The 20,156-nt window shown below is 50.6% G+C and carries 18 protein-coding genes, 1 tRNA gene and 1 pseudogene; 10 read left to right on the top strand and 10 right to left on the bottom strand.

All coding sequences use genetic code 11. The annotated features are described in order from the left end of the window. Nucleotides 1-4 precede the first annotated feature (4 nt). Nucleotides 5-508 carry a hypothetical protein gene (locus tag IK012_RS08880; RefSeq protein WP_173379302.1) on the top strand — a complete coding sequence of 168 codons (504 nt, stop codon included), beginning with the start codon at nucleotides 5-7 and terminating at the stop codon, nucleotides 506-508. 66 nt (nucleotides 509-574) lie between these two features. Further along, a tRNA-Val gene (locus IK012_RS08875) sits at nucleotides 575-648 on the top strand. Nucleotides 649-748: 100 nt separating this feature from the next. On the opposite strand, the gene IK012_RS08870 is transcribed toward IK012_RS08875, so the two are convergent. The 5 genes from IK012_RS08870 to IK012_RS08850 all read right to left on the bottom strand — a co-directional run bounded on the left by IK012_RS08870 (nucleotide 749) and on the right by IK012_RS08850 (nucleotide 4,279). After that, nucleotides 749-1,063: an HU family DNA-binding protein gene (locus IK012_RS08870; protein ID WP_173379303.1), complete on the bottom strand. Its 315-nt coding sequence runs from the start codon at nucleotides 1,061-1,063 to the stop codon at nucleotides 749-751. 108 nt (nucleotides 1,064-1,171) lie between these two features. Continuing rightward, nucleotides 1,172-2,296: an AI-2E family transporter gene (locus tag IK012_RS08865; RefSeq protein WP_290953323.1), complete on the bottom strand. Its 1,125-nt coding sequence runs from the start codon at nucleotides 2,294-2,296 to the stop codon at nucleotides 1,172-1,174. Further along, entirely contained in the window at nucleotides 2,289-3,059 is a 771-nt protein-coding gene (locus IK012_RS08860) for a hypothetical protein (protein ID WP_290953320.1), read from the bottom strand. Before IK012_RS08860 ends, IK012_RS08865 begins: the two co-directional genes overlap by 8 nt. Then, nucleotides 3,040-3,771 (bottom strand): hypothetical protein, encoded by a 732-nt coding sequence (locus IK012_RS08855; RefSeq protein ID WP_290953317.1) that lies wholly within the window; start codon nucleotides 3,769-3,771, stop codon nucleotides 3,040-3,042. Before IK012_RS08855 ends, IK012_RS08860 begins: the two co-directional genes overlap by 20 nt. A gap of 1 nt (nucleotide 3,772) precedes the next feature. Beyond that, complete coding sequence (locus tag IK012_RS08850) at nucleotides 3,773-4,279, bottom strand: hypothetical protein (protein ID WP_173345119.1); 507 nt, start codon at nucleotides 4,277-4,279, stop codon at nucleotides 3,773-3,775. Nucleotides 4,280-4,443: 164 nt separating this feature from the next. Here IK012_RS08850 and IK012_RS08845 point away from each other — a divergent pair, with 164 nt between their 5' ends. The 4 genes from IK012_RS08845 to IK012_RS08830 all read left to right on the top strand — a co-directional run bounded on the left by IK012_RS08845 (nucleotide 4,444) and on the right by IK012_RS08830 (nucleotide 9,923). Beyond that, nucleotides 4,444-5,268 carry a tetratricopeptide repeat protein gene (locus IK012_RS08845; protein ID WP_290953313.1) on the top strand — a complete coding sequence of 275 codons (825 nt, stop codon included), beginning with the start codon at nucleotides 4,444-4,446 and terminating at the stop codon, nucleotides 5,266-5,268. Nucleotides 5,269-5,391: 123 nt separating this feature from the next. Further along, nucleotides 5,392-7,125 carry a hypothetical protein gene (locus IK012_RS08840; protein ID WP_290953310.1) on the top strand — a complete coding sequence of 578 codons (1,734 nt, stop codon included), beginning with the start codon at nucleotides 5,392-5,394 and terminating at the stop codon, nucleotides 7,123-7,125. Then, a complete protein-coding gene (locus IK012_RS08835) occupies nucleotides 7,112-8,245 on the top strand; it encodes a hypothetical protein (RefSeq protein WP_290953307.1) in 1,134 nt (377 codons plus the stop codon). The genes IK012_RS08840 and IK012_RS08835 overlap by 14 nt, the downstream gene beginning before the upstream one ends. A gap of 67 nt (nucleotides 8,246-8,312) precedes the next feature. Continuing rightward, the gene (locus IK012_RS08830; protein WP_290953304.1) at nucleotides 8,313-9,923 is read left to right on the top strand and encodes a beta-galactosidase; all 1,611 of its coding nucleotides are present in this window, start codon (nucleotides 8,313-8,315) and stop codon (nucleotides 9,921-9,923) included. A 1-nt stretch (nucleotide 9,924) separates the two neighbouring features. Here the strand turns inward: IK012_RS08830 and IK012_RS08825 are convergent, their stop codons facing one another. From IK012_RS08825 to IK012_RS08810, 4 genes are all read right to left on the bottom strand, one after another. Then, on the bottom strand, nucleotides 9,925-11,706 hold the full coding sequence (locus IK012_RS08825) for an AAA family ATPase (RefSeq protein ID WP_290953301.1): 1,782 nt from the start codon (nucleotides 11,704-11,706) through the stop codon (nucleotides 9,925-9,927). A gap of 115 nt (nucleotides 11,707-11,821) precedes the next feature. Continuing rightward, entirely contained in the window at nucleotides 11,822-13,588 is a 1,767-nt protein-coding gene (locus IK012_RS08820) for an LTA synthase family protein (RefSeq protein WP_290953298.1), read from the bottom strand. A 68-nt stretch (nucleotides 13,589-13,656) separates the two neighbouring features. Beyond that, a complete protein-coding gene (locus IK012_RS08815; protein ID WP_290953295.1) occupies nucleotides 13,657-13,878 on the bottom strand; it encodes a hypothetical protein in 222 nt (73 codons plus the stop codon). 161 nt (nucleotides 13,879-14,039) lie between these two features. Then, nucleotides 14,040-15,017 (bottom strand): DUF4238 domain-containing protein, encoded by a 978-nt coding sequence (locus tag IK012_RS08810; RefSeq protein ID WP_290953292.1) that lies wholly within the window; start codon nucleotides 15,015-15,017, stop codon nucleotides 14,040-14,042. A 139-nt stretch (nucleotides 15,018-15,156) separates the two neighbouring features. Between IK012_RS08810 and IK012_RS08805 the strand changes: the two are divergent. Further along, nucleotides 15,157-15,525, top strand: a pseudogene (locus tag IK012_RS08805) (ATP-binding cassette domain-containing protein); the annotation flags it as partial. Between the two features lie 167 nt (nucleotides 15,526-15,692). Next, entirely contained in the window at nucleotides 15,693-16,703 is a 1,011-nt protein-coding gene (locus tag IK012_RS08800) for a putative phage abortive infection protein (protein WP_290953286.1), read from the top strand. A 67-nt stretch (nucleotides 16,704-16,770) separates the two neighbouring features. Here the strand turns inward: IK012_RS08800 and IK012_RS08795 are convergent, their stop codons facing one another. Then, nucleotides 16,771-17,112, bottom strand: a complete 342-nt coding sequence (locus IK012_RS08795) for a hypothetical protein (protein WP_290953284.1) — start codon at nucleotides 17,110-17,112, stop codon at nucleotides 16,771-16,773. A 462-nt stretch (nucleotides 17,113-17,574) separates the two neighbouring features. On the opposite strand from IK012_RS08795, the gene IK012_RS08790 reads away from it, so the two are divergent. Both IK012_RS08790 and IK012_RS08785 read left to right on the top strand, forming a co-directional pair. Beyond that, a complete protein-coding gene (locus IK012_RS08790) occupies nucleotides 17,575-18,855 on the top strand; it encodes an ABC transporter ATP-binding protein (RefSeq protein ID WP_290953281.1) in 1,281 nt (426 codons plus the stop codon). A 2-nt stretch (nucleotides 18,856-18,857) separates the two neighbouring features. Beyond that, a complete protein-coding gene (locus IK012_RS08785) occupies nucleotides 18,858-20,150 on the top strand; it encodes a polysaccharide pyruvyl transferase family protein (protein ID WP_290953278.1) in 1,293 nt (430 codons plus the stop codon). The last annotated feature ends 6 nt before the right edge of the window (nucleotides 20,151-20,156 follow it).

The following is a 20,156-nucleotide window of genomic DNA, read 5'->3' as shown; positions in this document are numbered from 1 at the left end:
GGGAATGCACCCGCACCGCATTTTCACGGCCGTCACGCTGTCGCTCGGGCTTGTCGCCTGCAGCGGCATCAACGACAGTTGGGAAGTGAAGGGCGGGGGCTATATCAAGTACAAGATCAATGGCGGGGAGAGCCACACCATCGAGCTCGACGCGGACGACGTCGAAATCCCGTTCATCCGCAACAGCCACCATTACCTGTACCTGAAAACGCGCCCCGAGGAAAGCAGCCGCGGCGACCAGTTCTCGATCATGGTGAACAGGCCCACCCTGGGCAACAATGCCCCCGTTCAGGGGCAATATTCCTGGTTCATCGCCGAGAATACGGAAAAATCCATGATTTACGCCGACAGCAGCATCGTCCATTTCGACCAGAAGGACGATTCCACCTGGACGGCGGACCTTTCCCTGTACGTGCAGGACTGCAGGAGCGGATACTGCAAGGAATCGCTCCCCAGGCTGCATATCACGGGCAGGCTACGGTACTGGATACCCGCGGAAGACCGGTAGTGGCAAAAAAAAGCGGTTTCCCCTTGACAAAACCCGCCCAAGTTTCTACTATTGGGCTACCTTAATGGTCGATTAGCTCAGTTGGTTAGAGCGCCACCTTGACATGGTGGAGGTCACAGATTCGAGTTCTGTATCGACCACTGAAAAAGACCCTGCGAAAGCGGGGTCTTTTTTTATGTCTAAAAAACAAAAAGAAAACCGCTCCGAAGAGCGGTTCCCTAAATTCAGCCGAAGTAAAAATTACTTCTTGCCCTTCTTGGCAGCGGCCTTCTTGGAAGCGACAGAAGCCTTGAGAGCGGCGCCGGCCTTGAAGCTGACGGTCTTGGAGGCCTTGATCTTGATCTTTTCGCCGGTGAGCGGATTGCGGCCGTCACGAGCAGCGCGTTCCTTCACAGCGAAGGTACCGAAACCGATGAGCTGAACGTTGCCGTCCTTCTTGACACCAGCGGCGATGCCGTCGAGCACTGCGTCAACAGCGCGAGCAGCAGCAGCCTTAGATTCAATACCAGCTTCCTTGTTAGCGAGGATGGCGTCGATGAGTTCTTGTTTGTTCATTTTTTAACTCCTTGAGTTGTTGAGATTAAATTGTATGGTGATATTATACCTTTTTTTTTCTCATGTGGAAGATATTTTTTGAAAAAAATCGTTTCAAAGCCCATGAAATCAAGCCTCGGGGGCCGGTTCGACTTTTTCTTCAGAAGCGTCTGTCCTCTCGTGGAATTTCTTCACATACACAAGACACAGGCATGTAAATGGGATTGCAACGAGTAAACCTAAGAAGCCCAACAACTTACCCCACACGGAAAGAGAGAGGAGAATTCCGACGGGCGGAAGATCCATCGACTTACCGACAATGCGCGGCACCAAGAAGAAGTCTTCGATAACCTGCACGACCAAATAAATGGAGCCGATGATGATCGCGACCTCCCAGAACGGAAGCCCGGTATTGAGGGCGTAGACGACCGCCAGTAGCAGTGCAAGCGGAATCGTCGTGAGCTGCATGTACGGAATCATGTTGAGCGCACCGGAGAAAAGTCCGAAGGCGACTCCCATAGGCAGTCCCATCACGCCAAAGCCGATGGCGTAAAGGATTCCGACGATCAGGGCGACCAGCGCCTGTGCACGGAAGTAGTTGCCCATGAACTTGTCTGTCTCTTTTGCAAACAAACTAGCATCCTTGCGCATGCGTGTCGGGAACATGCTGAGAGCGCCGGAACGGAGCTTGTGCATATCGAGCATGATGAACACGAGGTACATGAAGATGACTGCCGCACTAGAGAACCACACGACAACCGTACCCGTATAAGAAAGCACGCCCCAGGCTCCGGGCAATACCTTCGATGCTATACTCTGGACTTCGCTCCAGAAATCGAGACGCTGCATGGCGCCCGCTAGCTTGTCCCAAGAAATCATCGAACGGACGGAATCGAGCAAATTGGCGGGCAGGATTTCGTTCAAGCGAGAAAGCCATTCAGAGTCCGTAAACAGGCGGGTTATCAACGTTCCCAAAGTCTGCACTTCGCGAACAATCTGCGGAATGAAGAACTTGCCGAACCCGAACAAAGCGAGCACGACAGCGACAAGCACGATAATGACAGCAATAACGCGGTGTTTCACCTTCTTCTGCAGCCAGTTCACAATCGGGTCGACGATATAGGCCATCAGGAACGCGGCAAAGAACGGGAAGAGCACGCCACGCAGATAATAAACCAGGACAACGGAAAGCCCTATCCCGAGGCTCCAAAGTACAAACCGCATCACGCGGTCAAGATTCCAGTATCTAGACATTTTGTCCCCCGTTTTTCGGAGGCTCGTTCGGGTTCCTCTTGAGCGTCACCGTTTCGAGAATCACGAACGTCACCACCATCACAATCAAAATAGCATACATCACGTTTTCGAAATCGCGGCTCACGCCCCAGGCGCGCAGGCTCTTGACGCTAATTTCGTCGGAGATTCCGCGCAGGATACCATCGCCGTTCGCAATTTCGAGCGCGGTACTCCTGTGCAGGTGCGTAAGGCCGTCATCTTCTTCCAAGCCCATGGCGGCAAGCCACCACACGGCAGTCTTGAACCCATTCACCGGGACCTTCACGGTATCGAACGAGCGGGATGCCGGCACGTTGTACACAACCGGGCGGAACGTTTCGCGGAGGCCGACCTTGCTATACGCGGGATCGTCGGTAAGGATACGGATAGAAACCGAAGACATGCGCCTGGTCGCGAAAACAATTTCCAGCGTATCGTACACCGAGAAGTCGAAATGGTCCACGGGGCGGTTGTGCACGGATTTCAGGTTGAAGCCCACGCCGACCGCCGGATACGCGACACCCGAGCGCACGTTGACTTCGACACTGAGCAGGGAATCCGAAAGGTCCATGGACGCAGTCGAAAAGCCGCCACGCGCGGCGTCCGTCAGTTCGTAAAATTCGAACGGGCTCGTCGGGAAGAACTCGCACGAAATAGGCCGGAACGAGACAAAGCACCAGGCCCACACAAACAACAGAACGAAAAAGACGAACCCTACGGCATATTTAATTCTTGTCTTCGTCATTATGAACCTTGTGGCTGCGGCCCACTGCGATAATGGTGATGATCAGGAAGGCGAAAAGCACTACACCGAAATAGAAGTTGCTCACACCGTTTGCGGAAATCGAGTGCACCTTCACGGAGAAGGCCTTGCCGCGCGGCTGGTTCCAGCCCGGGGTAATCTCAAAGCGGGCGACAGACTCCTGGTGACGCTTGTTGTACTTCGGGTCGACACCCGCAGTCTCGTACCAGAATTCCGGAGTATAGAGTTGTTCCATCGGGATAGCCACACGCTGGCGCCCCGCCTTCAAGGGAATCTCCTTCAGCAAGAGCTTGAAGGTCTGCGCCTTCTCGATGTCCGTCACGTCGGGATCGTACGTCCATACCTTGACCAGGATTTCGTCCGTCCCCTTCGCGTCGATATCGAACACGAGCGAATCCACGAACATCCAGTTCCTGTAATTCTTTTCACCCTGCGGGTCGAAATTCCAAAGCAGGCCGCACCACGCGAAGACGGCGGTATCGGTCCCGAGCGTACACGAAAAATCGGCAGAAGAATCGTGCAAATCCATGGACGCTTCCGAGGAGCCCCCGTCAAGGCGGTCGTCGTACTTGTCCAAAGTAACACCTTCCGAAAGCGGGAACACGATTTCGGAAAAAGACCTGTCCGGAAGTAGAGCGTAAGCAACGAGAATCGCAGCAGCGACAATCGCGAGCACGGCATATGTTTTTTTCATGTTATTCGAATATCTTCTTTAAGTGGAGGTTGTACTGAATTTCATCCAGAGGGTCGACCTCAGGCATTTTTTCCCCAAACCACTTGTTCACAAGAGCGTCGATTGCACGAATAAAAAAGAAATGGTGTTTCGTCGAAGCGGACGCAGGCTTCTGGAACGGCGAATCCAGCGTACGCTTCAAGATGGCAAGCATCTGCGACGGCGGCAGGTGGAACATCTTGCAGCATGTCGTCACCTTGCCGGGCATTCCGTAATCGGGAATGTTGCCGTCTACCAAAGGTTCTCCGTGATCGATACAGCAGGCGCCCGTCATATCAGGATCGGGTACGTTCTTCGCCTTGAGGGCGTTGTACCACATTTCGCGCGAACGATCAGGAACGTCACCGCGCAGGGCCATCGTCTGGTCGCACGGGAAAAAAGTCGAAAAGCACTTGGGGCAAATGCGCAGGTCCAGATGGCCTATTTTCTTCTGGACGACTTCCGATTTGCAGAATGGACATATACTCATGTTATTGAATATAGTTATTTAATTATTACAAGCACTACTCCACCAAATCGAAATCAGCGGTTCTGAGTTGCCCGAATTCCCCGAAAAAAGCCAAATAACCAGAATTCACCAACCGGGAACGGCACCCGAAGCCCCCCGGAAACTATTAAACTAAATTTAGGCGCATGGCAAAAATTGTACAGATTACCGCTGAAAATTTCGAGACCGAGGTCATCCAGGCCTCCGAGACCCGCGCCGTCGCGGTGCTTTTCTCTTCCGCTGAATACCCCGACTGCGGGCCCTACTCCCAGCTGATGGGCCAGCTTTCGACCAGCATGGACTTCACCCTCGGCGTAGTGAGCTGCGACGAGCGCGAGAACATGCGGCTCATCCAGGCGTTCCGCGTGCAGTCCGTACCCGAAGTGCACGTGGTGGACAAAGGCCAGATTGCGGACGTCATCGCGGGCGTGCTGCCCGAAGCCGACCTGAAGAAGCGACTCGAGAAGTTCTTCGTGAGCGACGAGGCCCGGTTCCAGATGGCCCTCGAAGACGCTATTGCCCAGAAGAACTTCGACCAGGCCATCCCGATGCTCGAAGAAGCGCTCTCCAAGACTCCCGACGACAAGAAGCTGCAGCTCCTGTGGGCGAAGGCGAGTCTCGGGCTCGGCGACACCGAGAAGGCGAAGACCGTGCTCCAGAAGTTCAACGAAGGCGACGACCAGTACCGCGAGGCGAAATCCCTGCTGGAACTCCTCGACTTCCACGCCGAGGCCGCCAAGAAGGACGTTACGGGCAAGGAAGCCATCGTGTACCACGAGGCATGCAAGCTCGCCTGCGCCGAAGACTTCGAAAGCGCATTGCAGGCGTTCCTGAACCTGTTCGTGGAAGCACCCGAATGGAACGACGGCGCCGCCAAGAAGGCGATGCTTACTTTATTCGGAGTTCTCGGGCCCAAGCACGAACTCACGTGGAAGTACCGCGCCAAATTGAACACGATGATGTTTATTTAATGGTCGCTGGTTGCTGGTCGCTAGTTATTAGTTACTGGCCCTCTGACGAAATTTTTTGTAGTTTATTTTTGATGTAGTTCATCGCCGAAAGGGGTGTGTATCCCAGGATAAGGAGGAGTTGGGATGGGTAAGTTCAGGACAGCGCATATTCTCGCGGCAGTACTGTTATTTGCCAGTACCGCCTCGGCACTCTCGTTCAGCCCTTGCGGAAGCGCCCGGGAATGCGAGGATTATCCGGATTCCATCAACGCGTCAAGGCTACCGGAAACACTCCGTACCACCTTACAGCAAAAGCTCGACAGCGACACCGGCCTCGTGTTCTGGGGCCTGCAAGAAAATTATGAGGCCCTGGCCATCGTAAAGTATAGGGACGGGCAGATTCACTCCTGGTCTCACGAAAACATAACGAAAGAACAGGAAAAGAATTTCTTTGCTTGGTACAACGCAATGGACAAAGCGTCCCGCAGCAAACTCGATTCTGTACCGGAAAACCTCAAGCGCACCTACATTGATGCAAACGACCAGACCTTATACGCCCTTGTCAAGGCGGATTACGTCATCAAGAAAACCTACGACCGGAAAACGCGTACCTGGAACACCCCGCCGCAAGGGGAGCAATTCCTCACCCGATACTACCTAGTACACGACGGTCCCGTTCTCGAGGTGAACCCGCCCAAGTTACAGGTCAACATCTCCCTAGAAAATGTCCATTCGCAACTCGAGAGGATCTTCTTCGAAGATGGTCACTCCCGAATTATAGAAGAGAATGAGTTCAAATCGCTGGACTCCCTGCTGAAAAAAGAAGGCTACTACTTGCCGAATCACTATTTACTTGAAGTTTCCAAGGACATGTCGCCCATCTATAAGCAGAGAATCGCAGACGCCCTCGGGAACGGCGACAGGGACGCCATCCGCAGGAACATGGCCGCACTTGACTCCTTCCTGGTTTATGCCGACGGCAAGTTCTTCTTCTCCCGGCCAGGGCCGTTGACCTGCCCCACCAAGCAGTTGATGAACGCCTACCTGCGTACCTTCGAGGACGGGCTCGACTGCATGGAAAATTCCTATATGACCGAACCGGAAAACGTTATCTTCGCCCTGCTGCAAGACTCCCTCCGGGCGATGAACAAGTCGGGCGAACTGGAAAAGGAAATCGCACGGCTCAATTCCGGTGACCGCGCGTTTTGGCGTATACTAGTCACCATGCTCGAAATAGATGACCGGGAAAAGCGCAACGATGTTGTGACGGCGAACGTCGACAGCATCAAGAAAATCGATCAGCGCGACTTTATCATCAATAGATTCTATAAAGGTATGGGTGTCAGCTGGAACATCCAGATGGGCATGGGTGGCGGATTCTCCTTCGGGCTCGGCGATGCACACGAGTTCTTCCCGAGCGAAGGCACTTTCAACGTCACCCTCGAATTCTTCCCGAACAAGATTGGCGGCGGCTACAACGGCAGGATCCTTTCTTCAAAGAATTTCGACGAGAACAAGTTCCAGAGCATATACCTTCTGGATTTATATGCGGGCTACCGCACGTTCTCCTTGTCGCATCTCGAAAACCGTATTTACGTGGGGCCGACGCTCCTGTTCAGCGACCTCATGGAAAAGGACAATCAGGAATCCCTCAAGTCCCACTTCGGGGTCGGATTCCATCTCGGGACAGCTTTCGACTTCTACTTCACAAAGTACCGGCAGAACGGGCAGCTGCGCCTGGGGCTCAGGCTGCTCGCGAGCATCAGCAACTATTACACCGACGTCGTAAAAGGAAGCAACGGCGGAATGCTGTCGCTTTCGCTCACGCCACTGTTGCAGTATTACCAAATGAGGGCGACGAAATATGGCGAAAACTAAAGTGTCTATAAAACGAATCCTTGTCACAGCCTGTATCCTCCTGGGTTTCGCGCAATCCGCCTATTCGCAGCCGTCAAGCCCGGACGCATCCGACATGCGCAGCGAATGGAGCTGGGGCGGTGAAGCCGCCACGCCCGAAGCAGAAAAAGTCACCGTAAAAAAAACGGTGGAGATTCCCTATTTTGACCAGGACATTGGCCAGCGCCTGCTCAACAAGGAATTCAGCTACATCGCAAACACCGACAACATCCGCGAAAGCCTCGCAAGGTCCATCAACGTATACAGGACACCGTTCGGACGCCTTAAGGAATTCGGTTACGCCAACACGGAGTTTTACGAAAACATCTACGTGTACCTGAACAGCGACGAATGGGAAGAAGACCTGAAAAAACTTTCGCCCGGGGATGCCGCATTCATCCGCTTAATCGTCTATTACTGCTTTGCCAAAATACAGAGCCCGCGTTTCGTTCAAACGCAACTCGAAAAAATCGAAAAAGAGAATCAGCGCTCATTCATAGAGAATTTCTTCCGCGTAAAAAGCCAGCGCGAAGTTCTGCGCTCCAATCACTGGCTCATGTTCATAGGGTTCGGGGGGAACTTCTTTACCCACGGAGCCGAAGAGAATCTCGGGAACGGTCCCAGCTACGACATCGGATTCGGCTACTGCCTCAAAGGCATGTTCTGTGCCGATTTTCGCCTCAACGGAATTATCGGGGTAAACCCGTACAAAGAAGACATCGTACAGTCGGAAATCACCTACCCCAAAGAAGACATCCACTACACCGCCGTCGAAGCGCTGCTGCGCACAAAAATCATCTACACCTTCGATTACGAGTTCTCCATATTCGGCGGCCTGAGATTGCATGCCATAGAGTTCGACAGCGACGAAGGCAAGAAGTTCAAAGAAACGTTCGGCAAAGACATGAAAAACTCGTATTCGTACAGTTACACCATGGGCTTTGAGGGTGCCAAATACTTCGGCGGGAACGGAGCCATGCCAAAACTATTCGGAATCGGCGCCCGCGTCGGCGTCGCGAACTTCGGCGACAACTTCTTCGACATCGGCGGGTACAACTGGTACGCCACCCTGGACCTCATCGTAAAACTCATGCGGTACTAGATTTTTTTCGCAAGCGCGGCCTCGGCCGGATTTTCATCTATATTTACAGAAAACCGGTGAGGATGGTATGAAACGTTTCGCGTTGCTTGGCACCATGATTACTGTAGCCATCGGGCTTGCCGCCTGTGGTGACGACGGGAGCAGTGCTTCTGCCGACGAGACCTCCAGTTCATCGTGGGCACTATCGTCTGACGATGTTTTTTCTTCAAGCAGCGAAACCGGCGATTCCGGCTCTGAGGCCGGAATGACATCCTCGAGTTCGTACTTTGACGATGGGGCTGGACACACCTCCAAAATAGTTTACGCGCTCAAGCGGTTCGATGGGCCGCTGGCCAATCCGCACAAGGGATTCACGGTTCCTACCGAAGGCACGTGGGTTTTCGCCCCCGAATTCGAATACGGCCCTTACGGCTCGTTGAACAACAAGGCGTGGGACCTGGTCACCTACGGCTCCGGTTACCAGCAATGGAACAAACTGAACCCCGCAAAGGGCGTTTACGACTGGACGGAACTGGACAAGTTGCTGGACGCGCTGGCTGAACACGGCATGGGCTACGCCCTGCGCGTTTTCCCGTACACGCCGTCCTTCATCAGGGGGAACGACACTCCCGAAGAAGAATACGACTGGACCCCGAAATACGTCTACGAGATGGGTGCGAAAAAGGGAACCGCCATTTTGAAAGGCAAAGGCTACCGCGCGGCCGTTCCCGTCTGGGACGATTCCATCTACATTCAAGAAGCTAAAGCCTTCGGCACGGCTCTGGCGCAAAAATACGACGGCGACCCGCGAATCGAATACATCGACATCCGCTCCTTCGGCGAGTGGGGAGAGTGGCACACCTCGAACCTGGAGGGCAGCGAAATGCCTTCGGAAGAAATCCAGAAGGACATGCTGAAACATTACGCTTCCGTATTCAAGAAGACGCAACTCGTCTTGACGTCCGACGGTTACGGGGACGTCTATACGTACGCCCTGAGCCTCGGCATCACCAAGCGCGACGACGGGCTCATCGGCATTCCCGGAACCGCGGATTCCCTGGTGCGCGCCTACGAGGCGAACATGCCGACCATCGCCGAGAACATGGGCGGTTATGCGCTCATGCTGACCTACAACGACATCATTCCCGGCGGCTACCTCAAATGGACCCCGCAGCGCTGGGTGGACGCCATCACCACGGCGCACCTGACCTACTACGTACTGGACCAGGACAGCGATTGCGGTTACAACTTCTACAAAGACAACAAGGCCCTCGCGGATTCCATGAGCAAGGTCATCGGCTACAATTTCACCGTAACGCAAGCGGAACTGACGACAGTCGCAGACGCCTCGGGCACAACGAGCACGCTGGACATCTCCGTAAAGAACACCGGCGTGGCGCCATGCTTCTTCGACATCTACATGGTCGCGGAATTCGTCGACAGCACGGGAGCATCACTCGCGCAGCTGGGCAAGACCATCCACATTCCCAAGGGAACATTCAAGGACGGCATGTCGCAGGAATTCTCCTTCGCGTACAGGGTCGACGCCGGAGAAACAAACGCGGCTGCCCAACCGGGCGCTACAGTCGCGCTTTCGCTCTACGAAAGCGAAGAAGCCTTCAAGAGCGGCAAGAACCCGACCGTCCGTTTCGACAACGACGGAATCCTGGAAAACAAGAAACTCCTGCTGAAGCCGTAAATTACCCGAAATCCGACGCGGCAAGGCAGCTCACGTCGACCTTCGCCAAGTCCGGAGAGGCCGCGAGACGGTTCGCCTGCCTTTCGATCACCTTTTCGAACAGGTTGCGCACATAGCGCCCGTTGCCAAAGTGGTTATCCTTTTCGCGGACCGCCTTGGCAATGCAGTTCTTCATGGCGACAGCGGCAGCATCGCCCATCTTGTAGTCGTACTTGGAAAGCAGACCCCTGAAAATCTCCGCCAGCTCGTCTTCCGTGTAGTCGGGGAATTCGATATACCTGTTGAATCGCGAAGAGAGACCCGGATTGGAATTCACGAAGCGCTTGATCTCGTCCGTATAGCCGGCGATAATGACCACGAGCCTGTCGCGGTCGTCTTCCATGCGCTTGAGCAACGTGTCGATGGCCTCCTGCCCGAAATCGTTTTCCGCACTCCGCGAAAGCGTGTACGCCTCGTCGATAAACAATACGCCGTCCAGTGCGCTGTCGATAACCTTGTTCGTCTTGATGGCGGTCTGCCCCATGTAACCGGCGACAAGGTCCGCACGCGAGGCTTCTACCAAGTGGCCCTTCGCAAGGACCCCGAGGTCCCTGAAGATTTCCGCCATGATGCGCGCGATAGTCGTCTTGCCCGTGCCGGGATTCCCGGAAAACACCAGATGGTACGAAGTCGGCGGGACGGACAGGCCCTTCTTTTTGCGCTCGTTCTGCACGCGGAGGAAGTTGTGGAACGTAATGACCTCGCGCTTCACCGTCGAAAGCCCCACAAGCGAGTCCAGCTTTTTCACCGCGTCGCCCGTGCCGCGCACCTCCCCTTTCGCGGGGACCATCTTGGAGACGGCCTCCTGCAGCGGAGAGTTCTTGTAGTTCACCGAGCGCGCCGTACACTTCACCGCACCCGCACGGCGCGGAATCGAACGGTTGTTCCCGATATAGCGTTCGAGGTACTGCAGCCACTGCACTTCGCGCGGAGTGAGCGTGCCGTCGATGTTCGCGAGCGCCGCCGAGAAATCGTACATGAGCCGCATGTACTTGCTGACCGCATCCGGCGAAAAATCCGCGAATATCGAAGCGAACAGGAACAGTTCGCCCGAACCTTCGAGCTGGGCATGGTTCTTTTCCAGGCCACCTACCAGGCCGTCCATGTCGACATCCCTATCGACGAACGTCTGGAGCACCAGGCGGTTCCAGTCCGTAGACGAAGGCGCGTTCGTGCGCAACCGCAGCAGGAGCGAGATGAAACCGCAGGACTCGAACGAATCCAGGCTCACCTCATGCCCGAGTTTCGACGAAAGGAAGTTGACATCCGCAAGGAAAATGGTGGAAAGTTCCTGGAACGTGTCGTTGCCCGTCCCCGTCGTAAAATGACTGCGCAATTTTTCGACCACGCCGTTGTACGACAAGAAATCCTTGAAGAAATTCGAGATGGACGAAACCGACGGTTCGAGCTTCGTCATGTACTTTATGAGCTTCGGGTCGATTGTCGCATCGGGCTTGATAGCGACAGCGTATTGCGAATCGCCCCCCGCCTTTTCCAGCGGGGTGGTCAGGGCCTCCTTCATCAGGTCGGCGACCTGCTGCGCAGTCTCGTTTTCGCGGTAACGCGTCCACAGGTAGAACCCGACGGCCAAGAGAACGCCGAACACCACGAGAAAGAGCGAGTACGCCGAAGCCCCGATTATAGTCGAAAGCTTGACGACAAGAATAACCACGACCACCATCACAATCATCACGATGGAAGCCATTCCCATGACCAAATTCTGATTAAATCTCTTCCTCGGCATACCTTTTTCAAATCTATAATTATTTTGGCCGCATATAGAACGCTGGCTCAATTTGACCACTTAAAACCCGTTTGCAGCTAGTAAGGATTCCTTACATACCGAATTACAGGTTCAATCAGTCCTGCCGAGGTCCCATTATAAAGTAATCGTACTGGATGCTGCGTTCACGAAGAAGGCTATCCAAAACGGGTTTGTCGTATATTTCTAGCAGAGTCGGCTTATCAGCATATAACGATCTTCCAAGCCCAATAGAACGCCCTTCCAACTCAAAGCCCATAGACTCCAGCAATGTCGGGAACATGTCCATCGAGGAATATATTCTTTCGCGATGATAAGCCTCTTCATCAACAGCCGAATTGACGATGAAGTTTGTCCAATACACGGTATCCGTAGAAGCCACCCCCGCCTTATTCGAAAGCATTGGCGTCGCATGGTCTCCCATTACAGAAATCACTGTATTTCCAGACCACGGCTGATCCTTAATCCACTCAACGAACGAAGCAACTTGCATCGAGGCACAACGCAAAGCCGCTGGATAGCGATTATCGTCCTTTACTTCAAGGCCAACGTTCTTCAAAGCGATTTTACAGGAATCATCCAAATAACCAAAGGGCTGATGAGTGTCAACAGTCAGCATATAAAAAGCAAAGGGTTTACCCTGATTGGCAAGGCTATCCAGTTCTTCCTTGGCAAACGCATATAGTCTGCGATCCTCGAATCCCCAGAACTCATGATATTTCTCGGGAATTTTCCCCACCGATTTGTAATACTCGATATCGTGAATCCCGACGTTCCCATGATCAGTCCAGAAAGACCGCTTCTGCGTAAAATCGCCGCTGGATCCTTGCGCATAGAGCTGGTTATATCCCTTGCCGGCGAGGACATCCATCAAGCACTTCGCATAAGGCAGATACGTTGGCAGTCTTCCGTGGTGCTCGTTGATGCCCATGGGCATGTTCAGCGGGATACCGCAAAGTTTTCCCGTGATGCCAGCAATCGTCCACGTGGTCCCCGAAACATTATGCCCTCCAGGCGCAAAATTGAAGGACGTTTTTTCCAGGTTCGCAATCTCCGGTGTATGCACGGAAAAATTCGTCTCCATCGATTCAAGGAAAATCACGATCAAATTTCTCGGTTCGCCCTGCGACTGTATTTGCACCGAATCGGGATGGACATAGTATTCCCGATAGAACTTAGAATCTACAGGTTGCTGGAAGAAAGCCTTGAACGGCGCACTCGATACGATTCCCGGAACAACAAGAAACATGATGCATGCGTAGGGAACAAGAACTATCAAGGCAACACGATTCAAACCCGTTCTAAATTTCCACAATTGCACTTCATAAAGGATTTTTTTTCGAGACTGCACGAAATACAGCACAACTTGGAAAGCCTCTATCAAGACAAAAGACACCGAAGCGGGGAGCAGCACCTTCTGCACAAGGGAAGACACCACAAAATTCTCGGCCCCAGCATTCGTCCCTGAGAAAATGGTAAAAAGGACAGCCTCCACATTGGAAAGCGGAAACATGTCGACAGCCCACGGCAATGCGAAAACGACACACAGGCAAACGTACACAAGGACAAAAGACAGTACAAGCCGAATCCGAGAAACGGGAACGGATTCCGAGCCTGCCGGCACCGCGCGCAAAGATACTGCAAGCAGAGCCATACAAGAAGAAAGAACCGCCCCCAGATAGGAAATCAAGAAGGGGACTGGGCCGCCTAGCAGGCCATAATCAAAATCATAGAACAGTAGATATTGAAGGACAGGAGCAATCAAAGCCGCCAGCAACCGCCTTTTCAGCGAATTCCTGAAAAGCAACGGCATTGCAGCAGAAAGAACTAGCGCTACAATAAAATGTACCGAATAAGACGTCATCCTATTGTTTAATTTAGTATTTTACGCAATCTTGTCCACGTAAAACGAAGCTACTCCGGCCAAAGCCCCTAGGCTTTCGCCTGGCTGCGCAGAACGATGACGTCTTCGATAGAAAGGCCGGAATAGGCTGCGATATCCTCGTCGGTCAGTTTTCCGTCAGCAATCATCCGTTTGGCACTTTCACGCTTGGCATCGGAAGTACCTTCTTCAACCTTCGCGTTGACATCGTCCGCGAATTCCTCGAAGATACTTCTTCTCAGTGCATTGTGATCCCATTCTGCGTGAAACATTCTTTGATACGCCCCGATTTCTTCTTTAGAAAACTAAGACACTTTTGAAGATTCCGTCAACTATCTGAACTTGCTTTTTTTCGGGCGTTTCCCCAGCAAGCCGGGGCCGGGCCATCGCTGTATAAAATCGACGCCACGCGGCTTCCGTCCCTAACGCTAATCTACAGATCAATTCCCAACTTGTCTTTGTTGCCAAAGGCTATGTGGCTTTCGGCGTTCTTTAGCAATAGATTGTTCAAGAACTGAACATCTTTGCCGCATAACGGCTTAATGTCGAATCCGTAATCTATCGGCTTCTTATCACGAGTAAATGAAACTTTTGCCGGTTTGAGCATATAGCCATTTCCAAAACCAAGTACATCTTGAATGGAATTCTTGGCAATCGCGTATCTAGGATTATCAGCAATAAGTTTAAAAAAGGAACTCATACACAAAACGGCCATGTCTTTTGATAGTGGGAAAATGGTGTAATCATGAGGAGTCAACTGAGAAAGAATCTGAACAAACGTTTCATCAGGACGCCTCATCACCATTTCATACATTAAATAAGCTTTTTCCATCGCAAGGCGCCCCATAAACCAAGCGTTCCCTCTATCCGGAATCAAGAACTCCCTGCCACAATCCGTAGATTTAACAAATATTAAGTAAGAGCCAAGAATGTCCTTGGCGTAGGCTGTTAGCGAAAGATTTGCATCCGCGTCCTCGTAATTGTAGAAACTGGTAATTTCGTCCTTAGTTTTACAATTGAGAATTTTATTGATATTTTCAAAAAAATTTCCCTTAATAAATTTAATTTCTGATTCGCTCAATTGTTCAAGAATTGCTTCGTCTTCCTTTTCATCTGTCCTGTAACGGAGAACAGAAATAAGCAAGAACTTTTTTAATAGGAACATTTCTGCAGCAGATAAAGTCAATTTTCCCACAGATGCGACAATCTTTTTATGAACAACGGCAAAATCCCGTTCAATTTTATCGCAAAGGTCATGCTCTAGCTGCTCTGGATAATAGCCATATTCGCTGAAAACAGACCGCGTATTTCGAGATTCCACCTTTTTTGACGAGAGATCCATGTATTGGATCTGATCATCTTCGCAAAAGGCTCGGAGAATAAATTGCGGGATATAATGAGAACGGAGCATAGATGAATGTGATTTAGGTTTAACTAGTTATAAAATATATGTCCTCTTCCGGCATATTTGTCTTTTTTTCACAAAAAAAGAGCACTTTCTTGCTAGCCGCATCCCACATTTGTAGCATAAATCTATATTACTCAATAGAATGACAGCGATAGAATTCGAGAACATCAGCAAGCAGTACCGCCTGGGCCTAGTGAGCACCGGGACGCTCAGCCACGACCTGAACAGGTTCTGGCAGACCAAGGTGCTGCGCCGCGATGACCCCTACCTCAAAGTAGGCGAAACGAATGACCGCGCGCACAAGGGCAACAGCGACTACGTGTGGGCCCTCAAGGACATCAACTTCAAGGTGGAGCAGGGCGACGTCGTAGGCATTATCGGCCGAAACGGCGCCGGCAAGAGCACACTCCTCAAGCTGCTCAGCCGCGTGACCGCTCCCACTACCGGAATCATCCGCGCCAAGGGCCGCATCGCAAGCCTCCTCGAAGTGGGCACCGGGTTCCACCCCGAGTAGTGTGCAAGGCGAGTGTCGCGGCGGGACGATTGCGTACCGACATGACCGAGCCGCAGCCACAGACGCCGTAGGCGTCAAATGACCGGCGTTCCTATATCTTTTTTCAACATTCCGAAAAAGATTAAATCTATATTACCTATAGACATACTAAGGATTTTCCCACAATGAAATCGGTTCTCAATTGGATAAAAAGGCATTTTCTTGCCATTCTATGTTCAATGGCATTCGCAACAACTTTATTTGCGCTCCTTGCTCCATGGCTTTTCGCCACTCGCTCTAGTTCCATAGCATTTAATAGCGAAACGGGAGTCATTGGCGACACATTCGGCATTATGAACCCTTTCGTTGCAATTGCCGCAGCAATCATCACTTTTGCCGCATTTTGGGCACAATACCAAGCCAATCAAGAGATGCAGAAAAATTCAAACAAAATGCAATTTGAGCGACAATTTTACGAGATGCTCAAGATTCACTGCGACAATGTCAAAAGTCTGCACGCAGAATCAACATACAAGTCCCTCGAATCAGAACATCCCGTTCGAAAAGCCGCCGAAGGACGAGAATATTTCAGTTGCTTGCTTGAAGAATTCAATTTAATCTACGAAAACTTAAGGAAACTAGAAGGGACAATAGACATATTTAACAAAACATACCGTATTTTCTTCTTCGGCATAGATTTGATGGCAAATCACCTAAAGAAGGAAACCGTAGATTTTTTTCGCAGTTTTGCTTTTCAGAATATCAATAAAACCACTTGGCAGGAACACCCCAAGTTAACCCCTATAAAAGATTCCCTTTTCATAGGACGTATAGACCAATTAGTTCCGTATTACAGGCACCTCTTTTTACTCGTGAAAACCGTTGTGCAGTCCGACAACAAACTGTTTACATACGACGAGAAACGCCAATTCCTACGAATTCTACGAGCCCAGTTATCCAGCGCGGAGCAAACACTACTATACTATAACTGGAAATCAGGCTGCGGTGAGCAATGGGAAGAAGATTCCTCCAAACCCAGAGGCAACCATTTCTTCACAGACTACCGGATGATTCACAACATCATTCCCAAAGACTGTTGGGTATTCAGCTCTGATGAAATTTTGCAATCTCTATTAGAGAAAAATCCCGATTACCAAAGACTTAATGACGAAGACACTCTGTTTGAATTAATCTAAGGCAAATCGTCCTAGCGTAATAGAGAAAACGGCAGGCTTAGCCTGCCATTTTCTCTTGTCAGTCGTTTTATTCCTTAACCCAACGGTACTTTCGGGTAAAAGCCTCCTTTTTCGTTTCATAACGGCGATACGGGTCATCTTTTATGGTTGCTTTCAGCAGCCATCCAGCACTCTTTGCAGTCATCTTGAGAGCATCACTCCTGCCTCGATAGGCCTCAAATAATTCCTGCAAAGGCGTCCCGTTCCAGTCAAAGTTTTCTCCGCCCATCAAATCTCGCAAAGAAAACCATTCGCCGACCGCAACCTTATCGTGACAGCGGATTGCTCCTTGAAAGAAATTCTTGATTCCCTGTACTTTTGTCTCGGAAATGGCATGATTTTTTCTGATTTTACCATCTTGTATAAGCATAATTGCTCCTTATTTAAGATTATATTGAGAAAAGGAGGTAGGTAGGATTTATCTTCGCTCCTACTCGCTCCCGTTTTACGCAAATTTCGGCAAAACGCCTCTATTTACATAGGTAAGGGTTTTACCGCCCTCCAAAGGCGAACATCATGACCTCATATTGTCTTTTTTGCTCGGAAAAGACAATATTCACCACTGTACGGCATTCTATCCAAAAAAGGGTCCTGCCGGAACAGCGAAAAAACGCGCGTTTTTCGCGCATTTTTTCTGATTTGGGTTCCCGACAGTCCCTTTTAATCTATATTACTCAACAAGATGACCGCCATTGTCATTGCGCAAGCACATGACCCGTCGATTACGAAATATCGAAACATAAATGTTTCGCTGCTTCGTAACCTAGGATGTCATTGCGAGGCCGAAGGCCGTGGCAATCCAGGGCGGTTTACTAAAGACCTTGAAAAGACCATGACCGCCATCGAGTTCGAGAACATCAGCAAGCAGTACCGTCTGGGCCTAGTGAGCACCGGGACGCTCAGCCACGACCTGAACAGGTTCTGGCAGACCAAGGTGCTGCGCCGCGATGACCCCTACCTCAAGGTGGGCGAAACGAACGACCGCGCGCACAAGGGCAACAGCGACTACGTGTGGGCCCTCAAGGACATCAACTTTAAGGTGGAACAGGGCGACGTCGTGGGCATCATCGGCAGGAACGGCGCCGGCAAGAGCACCCTCCTCAAGCTGCTCAGCCGCGTGACCGCCCCCACCACCGGCATCATCCGCGCCAGAGGCCGCATCGCGAGCCTCCTCGAAGTGGGCACGGGCTTCCACCCGGAAATGACCGGCCGCGAGAACATCTACATGAACGGCGCCATCATGGGCATGAACCGCAGCGAAATTACCCGCAAACTCGACGAGATTGTAGACTTCAGCGGATGCGAACGCTACCTGGACACCCCCGTGAAGCGCTACAGCAGCGGCATGACCGTCCGCCTCGGATTCGCCATCGCCGCCCACCTGGAACCCGAAATCCTCGTGGTGGACGAAGTGCTCGCCGTGGGCGACGCAGAATTCCAGAAAAAAGCCATCGGCAAGATGCAAGACGTAAGCCGCGGAGAAGGCAGAACGGTGTTGTTCGTGAGCCATAATATGGGGGCGGTAAAGAATCTGTGCAAGAGGGGAATTGTACTAGACCAAGGGCAAGTTGCGTTTGATGGTGACGTAGAAGATGCTATTTGCCACTACCAGGATGCTGGCATGTCTTCTTCTACTTATAAAAATTTATCATCATTGCCAAGATCCGGCAAAACATCTCAAAGCATCACCTTTTCAGAAATTGAATTTCTTGACAAAAAAAACAATCCTATTCAACCACGATGTGGGCAGTTTTTAAGAATAAAACTCACATTCAAAGTTTCATCACCCATCACTAATTGCAACTTGGCAATCGGCATGAGAACACTATTTGGGACGCCATTGTTAAACTTTGCTGCAAATACAAACAAGAAGTCTATTTCCTTCTCGCCAGGATTTCACTCAGCACATTGTGATATTGAAAAACTTCCTCTTACAGGGGGTGTATATAAGTTAGGCCTTTGGGCAGAAGACTTGAATGGATGTGCAGACTTTATTGACAATGTAATCACAATGGATGTTGACGACGATGATTTCTTTGGTCACGGCAAAGGTCCAAGCAAATCTCTGTATGGGAAAATTGTGCTATGTGAAAACTCATGGGAAATCCAGTAAATATGAAGATTCTGTATATTGGAGACAACCGAAATCGCGGTAATTATGGATGCAGAGCGACAAGCACTGCGCTATCCATGCTAATCCGAGAAAAAAACAAAATTACCGGCATTATCACTGGGAAAAATACATCTAAGGACACATCTGAATTATTCTTTTACTCTCCTCTTCCCCAAATAGCCTATTCTTTCTTTGGGAAGCACACCTTTCTCAGAGATGTTGTAAAAGTAATCCTGCATCGTTTCAAGTTTTTCTCGTATTTTGGTTCTTTTGATTTTGTCTCATTGGATTTTGAGAAATCAAGAAAGAATCTGTTAAAATGTATTCCAGCAAATCCGCAATTGCGGGATTTGCTTATCGATCAATATGATTTCGACGCAGTTGTTGTAAACGGAGAAGGCTCATTTATTTTCGGGAAACCTCAATGGAGAGAGCCTTTAGTTTTAACAATGCTCATCCATTGGGTTAACCAAAAACACAAGCCAGTTTATCTAGCAAACGTGATGTTTTCCGATTCAACGAGCCTACCCCATAATCAAGATAGTATCAAAGCCATAAATAGTGTGCTAAAAAATTGTTCTCAAATCATTGTTCGGGAAAAAACATCTTACAATTATATAAAGAAGCACTTTGTTGACATAGAGCCTTCAATCATCCCAGACGCCCTTTTCTCATGGCACAAGCTCATCACAGAAGCACCCGCCATCACAAATGGGAAATATTGTTTAGCACATTCAGCAGAACAAGACGAAGCCTATTTCAACCTAGATTTTTCTAAGCCCTATATCTTGATTGCCGGATCTTCCGCCTTTGTAGGAGACACAACGAAGTCTATTCCCGCATACGTTCAATTAGTCCAAAAACTAAGAAACATATATAAAAGCAACATTTTCTTGATTCAAACATGCGAGGGTGACAAGTTCCTATCGGAAGTCAGTTCAATAACAAACGCTCCCTTAATATCCATGGAAACCCCAATACTAGCGGCAGCAAAAATTTTATCGTGTGCAAAAGCGTTTATAACCGGGCGATACCATCCAGCAATTCTCGCTTCCCACGGGGGAACGCCTTGTGTTTTCATGGACTCAAATTCTCACAAAACCCGATCCCTCCAAGACGTTCTACAATATCCGTCACCTAGGGAATATCATGCAATTCCATCTGAAAAAGAAATAGACCTCATTATCGAAGACACACTTAAAGCCATATCTCTAGGCAAGCCCCTTAGAGAAACAATCGCCAACCGATGTAAATTCCTATCAAACGAATCCCACAAACTCGCCGATATTCTTTAGGATTCA

It is taken from the genome of Fibrobacter sp. (assembly GCF_017551775.1).
In the GTDB taxonomy this organism is placed as follows: Bacteria; Fibrobacterota; Fibrobacteria; order Fibrobacterales; family Fibrobacteraceae; genus Fibrobacter.
The sequence above is the reverse complement of the archived record's forward strand: the minus strand, read 5'-3'. Positions and strand labels throughout refer to the sequence as shown.

Coding starts and splice junctions, on each gene's coding strand:
- IK012_RS08880 (WP_173379302.1), top strand. CDS start 5: ATGCACCCGCACCGCATTTTCACGGCCGTCACGCTGTCGCTCGGGCTT.
- IK012_RS08870 (WP_173379303.1), bottom strand. CDS start 1,063: ATGAACAAACAAGAACTCATCGACGCCATCCTCGCTAACAAGGAAGCT.
- IK012_RS08865 (WP_290953323.1), bottom strand. CDS start 2,296: ATGTCTAGATACTGGAATCTTGACCGCGTGATGCGGTTTGTACTTTGG.
- IK012_RS08860 (WP_290953320.1), bottom strand. CDS start 3,059: ATGACGAAGACAAGAATTAAATATGCCGTAGGGTTCGTCTTTTTCGTT.
- IK012_RS08855 (WP_290953317.1), bottom strand. CDS start 3,771: ATGAAAAAAACATATGCCGTGCTCGCGATTGTCGCTGCTGCGATTCTC.
- IK012_RS08850 (WP_173345119.1), bottom strand. CDS start 4,279: ATGAGTATATGTCCATTCTGCAAATCGGAAGTCGTCCAGAAGAAAATA.
- IK012_RS08845 (WP_290953313.1), top strand. CDS start 4,444: ATGGCAAAAATTGTACAGATTACCGCTGAAAATTTCGAGACCGAGGTC.
- IK012_RS08840 (WP_290953310.1), top strand. CDS start 5,392: ATGGGTAAGTTCAGGACAGCGCATATTCTCGCGGCAGTACTGTTATTT.
- IK012_RS08835 (WP_290953307.1), top strand. CDS start 7,112: ATGGCGAAAACTAAAGTGTCTATAAAACGAATCCTTGTCACAGCCTGT.
- IK012_RS08830 (WP_290953304.1), top strand. CDS start 8,313: ATGAAACGTTTCGCGTTGCTTGGCACCATGATTACTGTAGCCATCGGG.
- IK012_RS08825 (WP_290953301.1), bottom strand. CDS start 11,706: ATGCCGAGGAAGAGATTTAATCAGAATTTGGTCATGGGAATGGCTTCC.
- IK012_RS08820 (WP_290953298.1), bottom strand. CDS start 13,588: ATGACGTCTTATTCGGTACATTTTATTGTAGCGCTAGTTCTTTCTGCT.
- IK012_RS08815 (WP_290953295.1), bottom strand. CDS start 13,878: ATGTTTCACGCAGAATGGGATCACAATGCACTGAGAAGAAGTATCTTC.
- IK012_RS08810 (WP_290953292.1), bottom strand. CDS start 15,017: ATGCTCCGTTCTCATTATATCCCGCAATTTATTCTCCGAGCCTTTTGC.
- IK012_RS08800 (WP_290953286.1), top strand. CDS start 15,693: ATGAAATCGGTTCTCAATTGGATAAAAAGGCATTTTCTTGCCATTCTA.
- IK012_RS08795 (WP_290953284.1), bottom strand. CDS start 17,112: ATGCTTATACAAGATGGTAAAATCAGAAAAAATCATGCCATTTCCGAG.
- IK012_RS08790 (WP_290953281.1), top strand. CDS start 17,575: ATGACCGCCATCGAGTTCGAGAACATCAGCAAGCAGTACCGTCTGGGC.
- IK012_RS08785 (WP_290953278.1), top strand. CDS start 18,858: ATGAAGATTCTGTATATTGGAGACAACCGAAATCGCGGTAATTATGGA.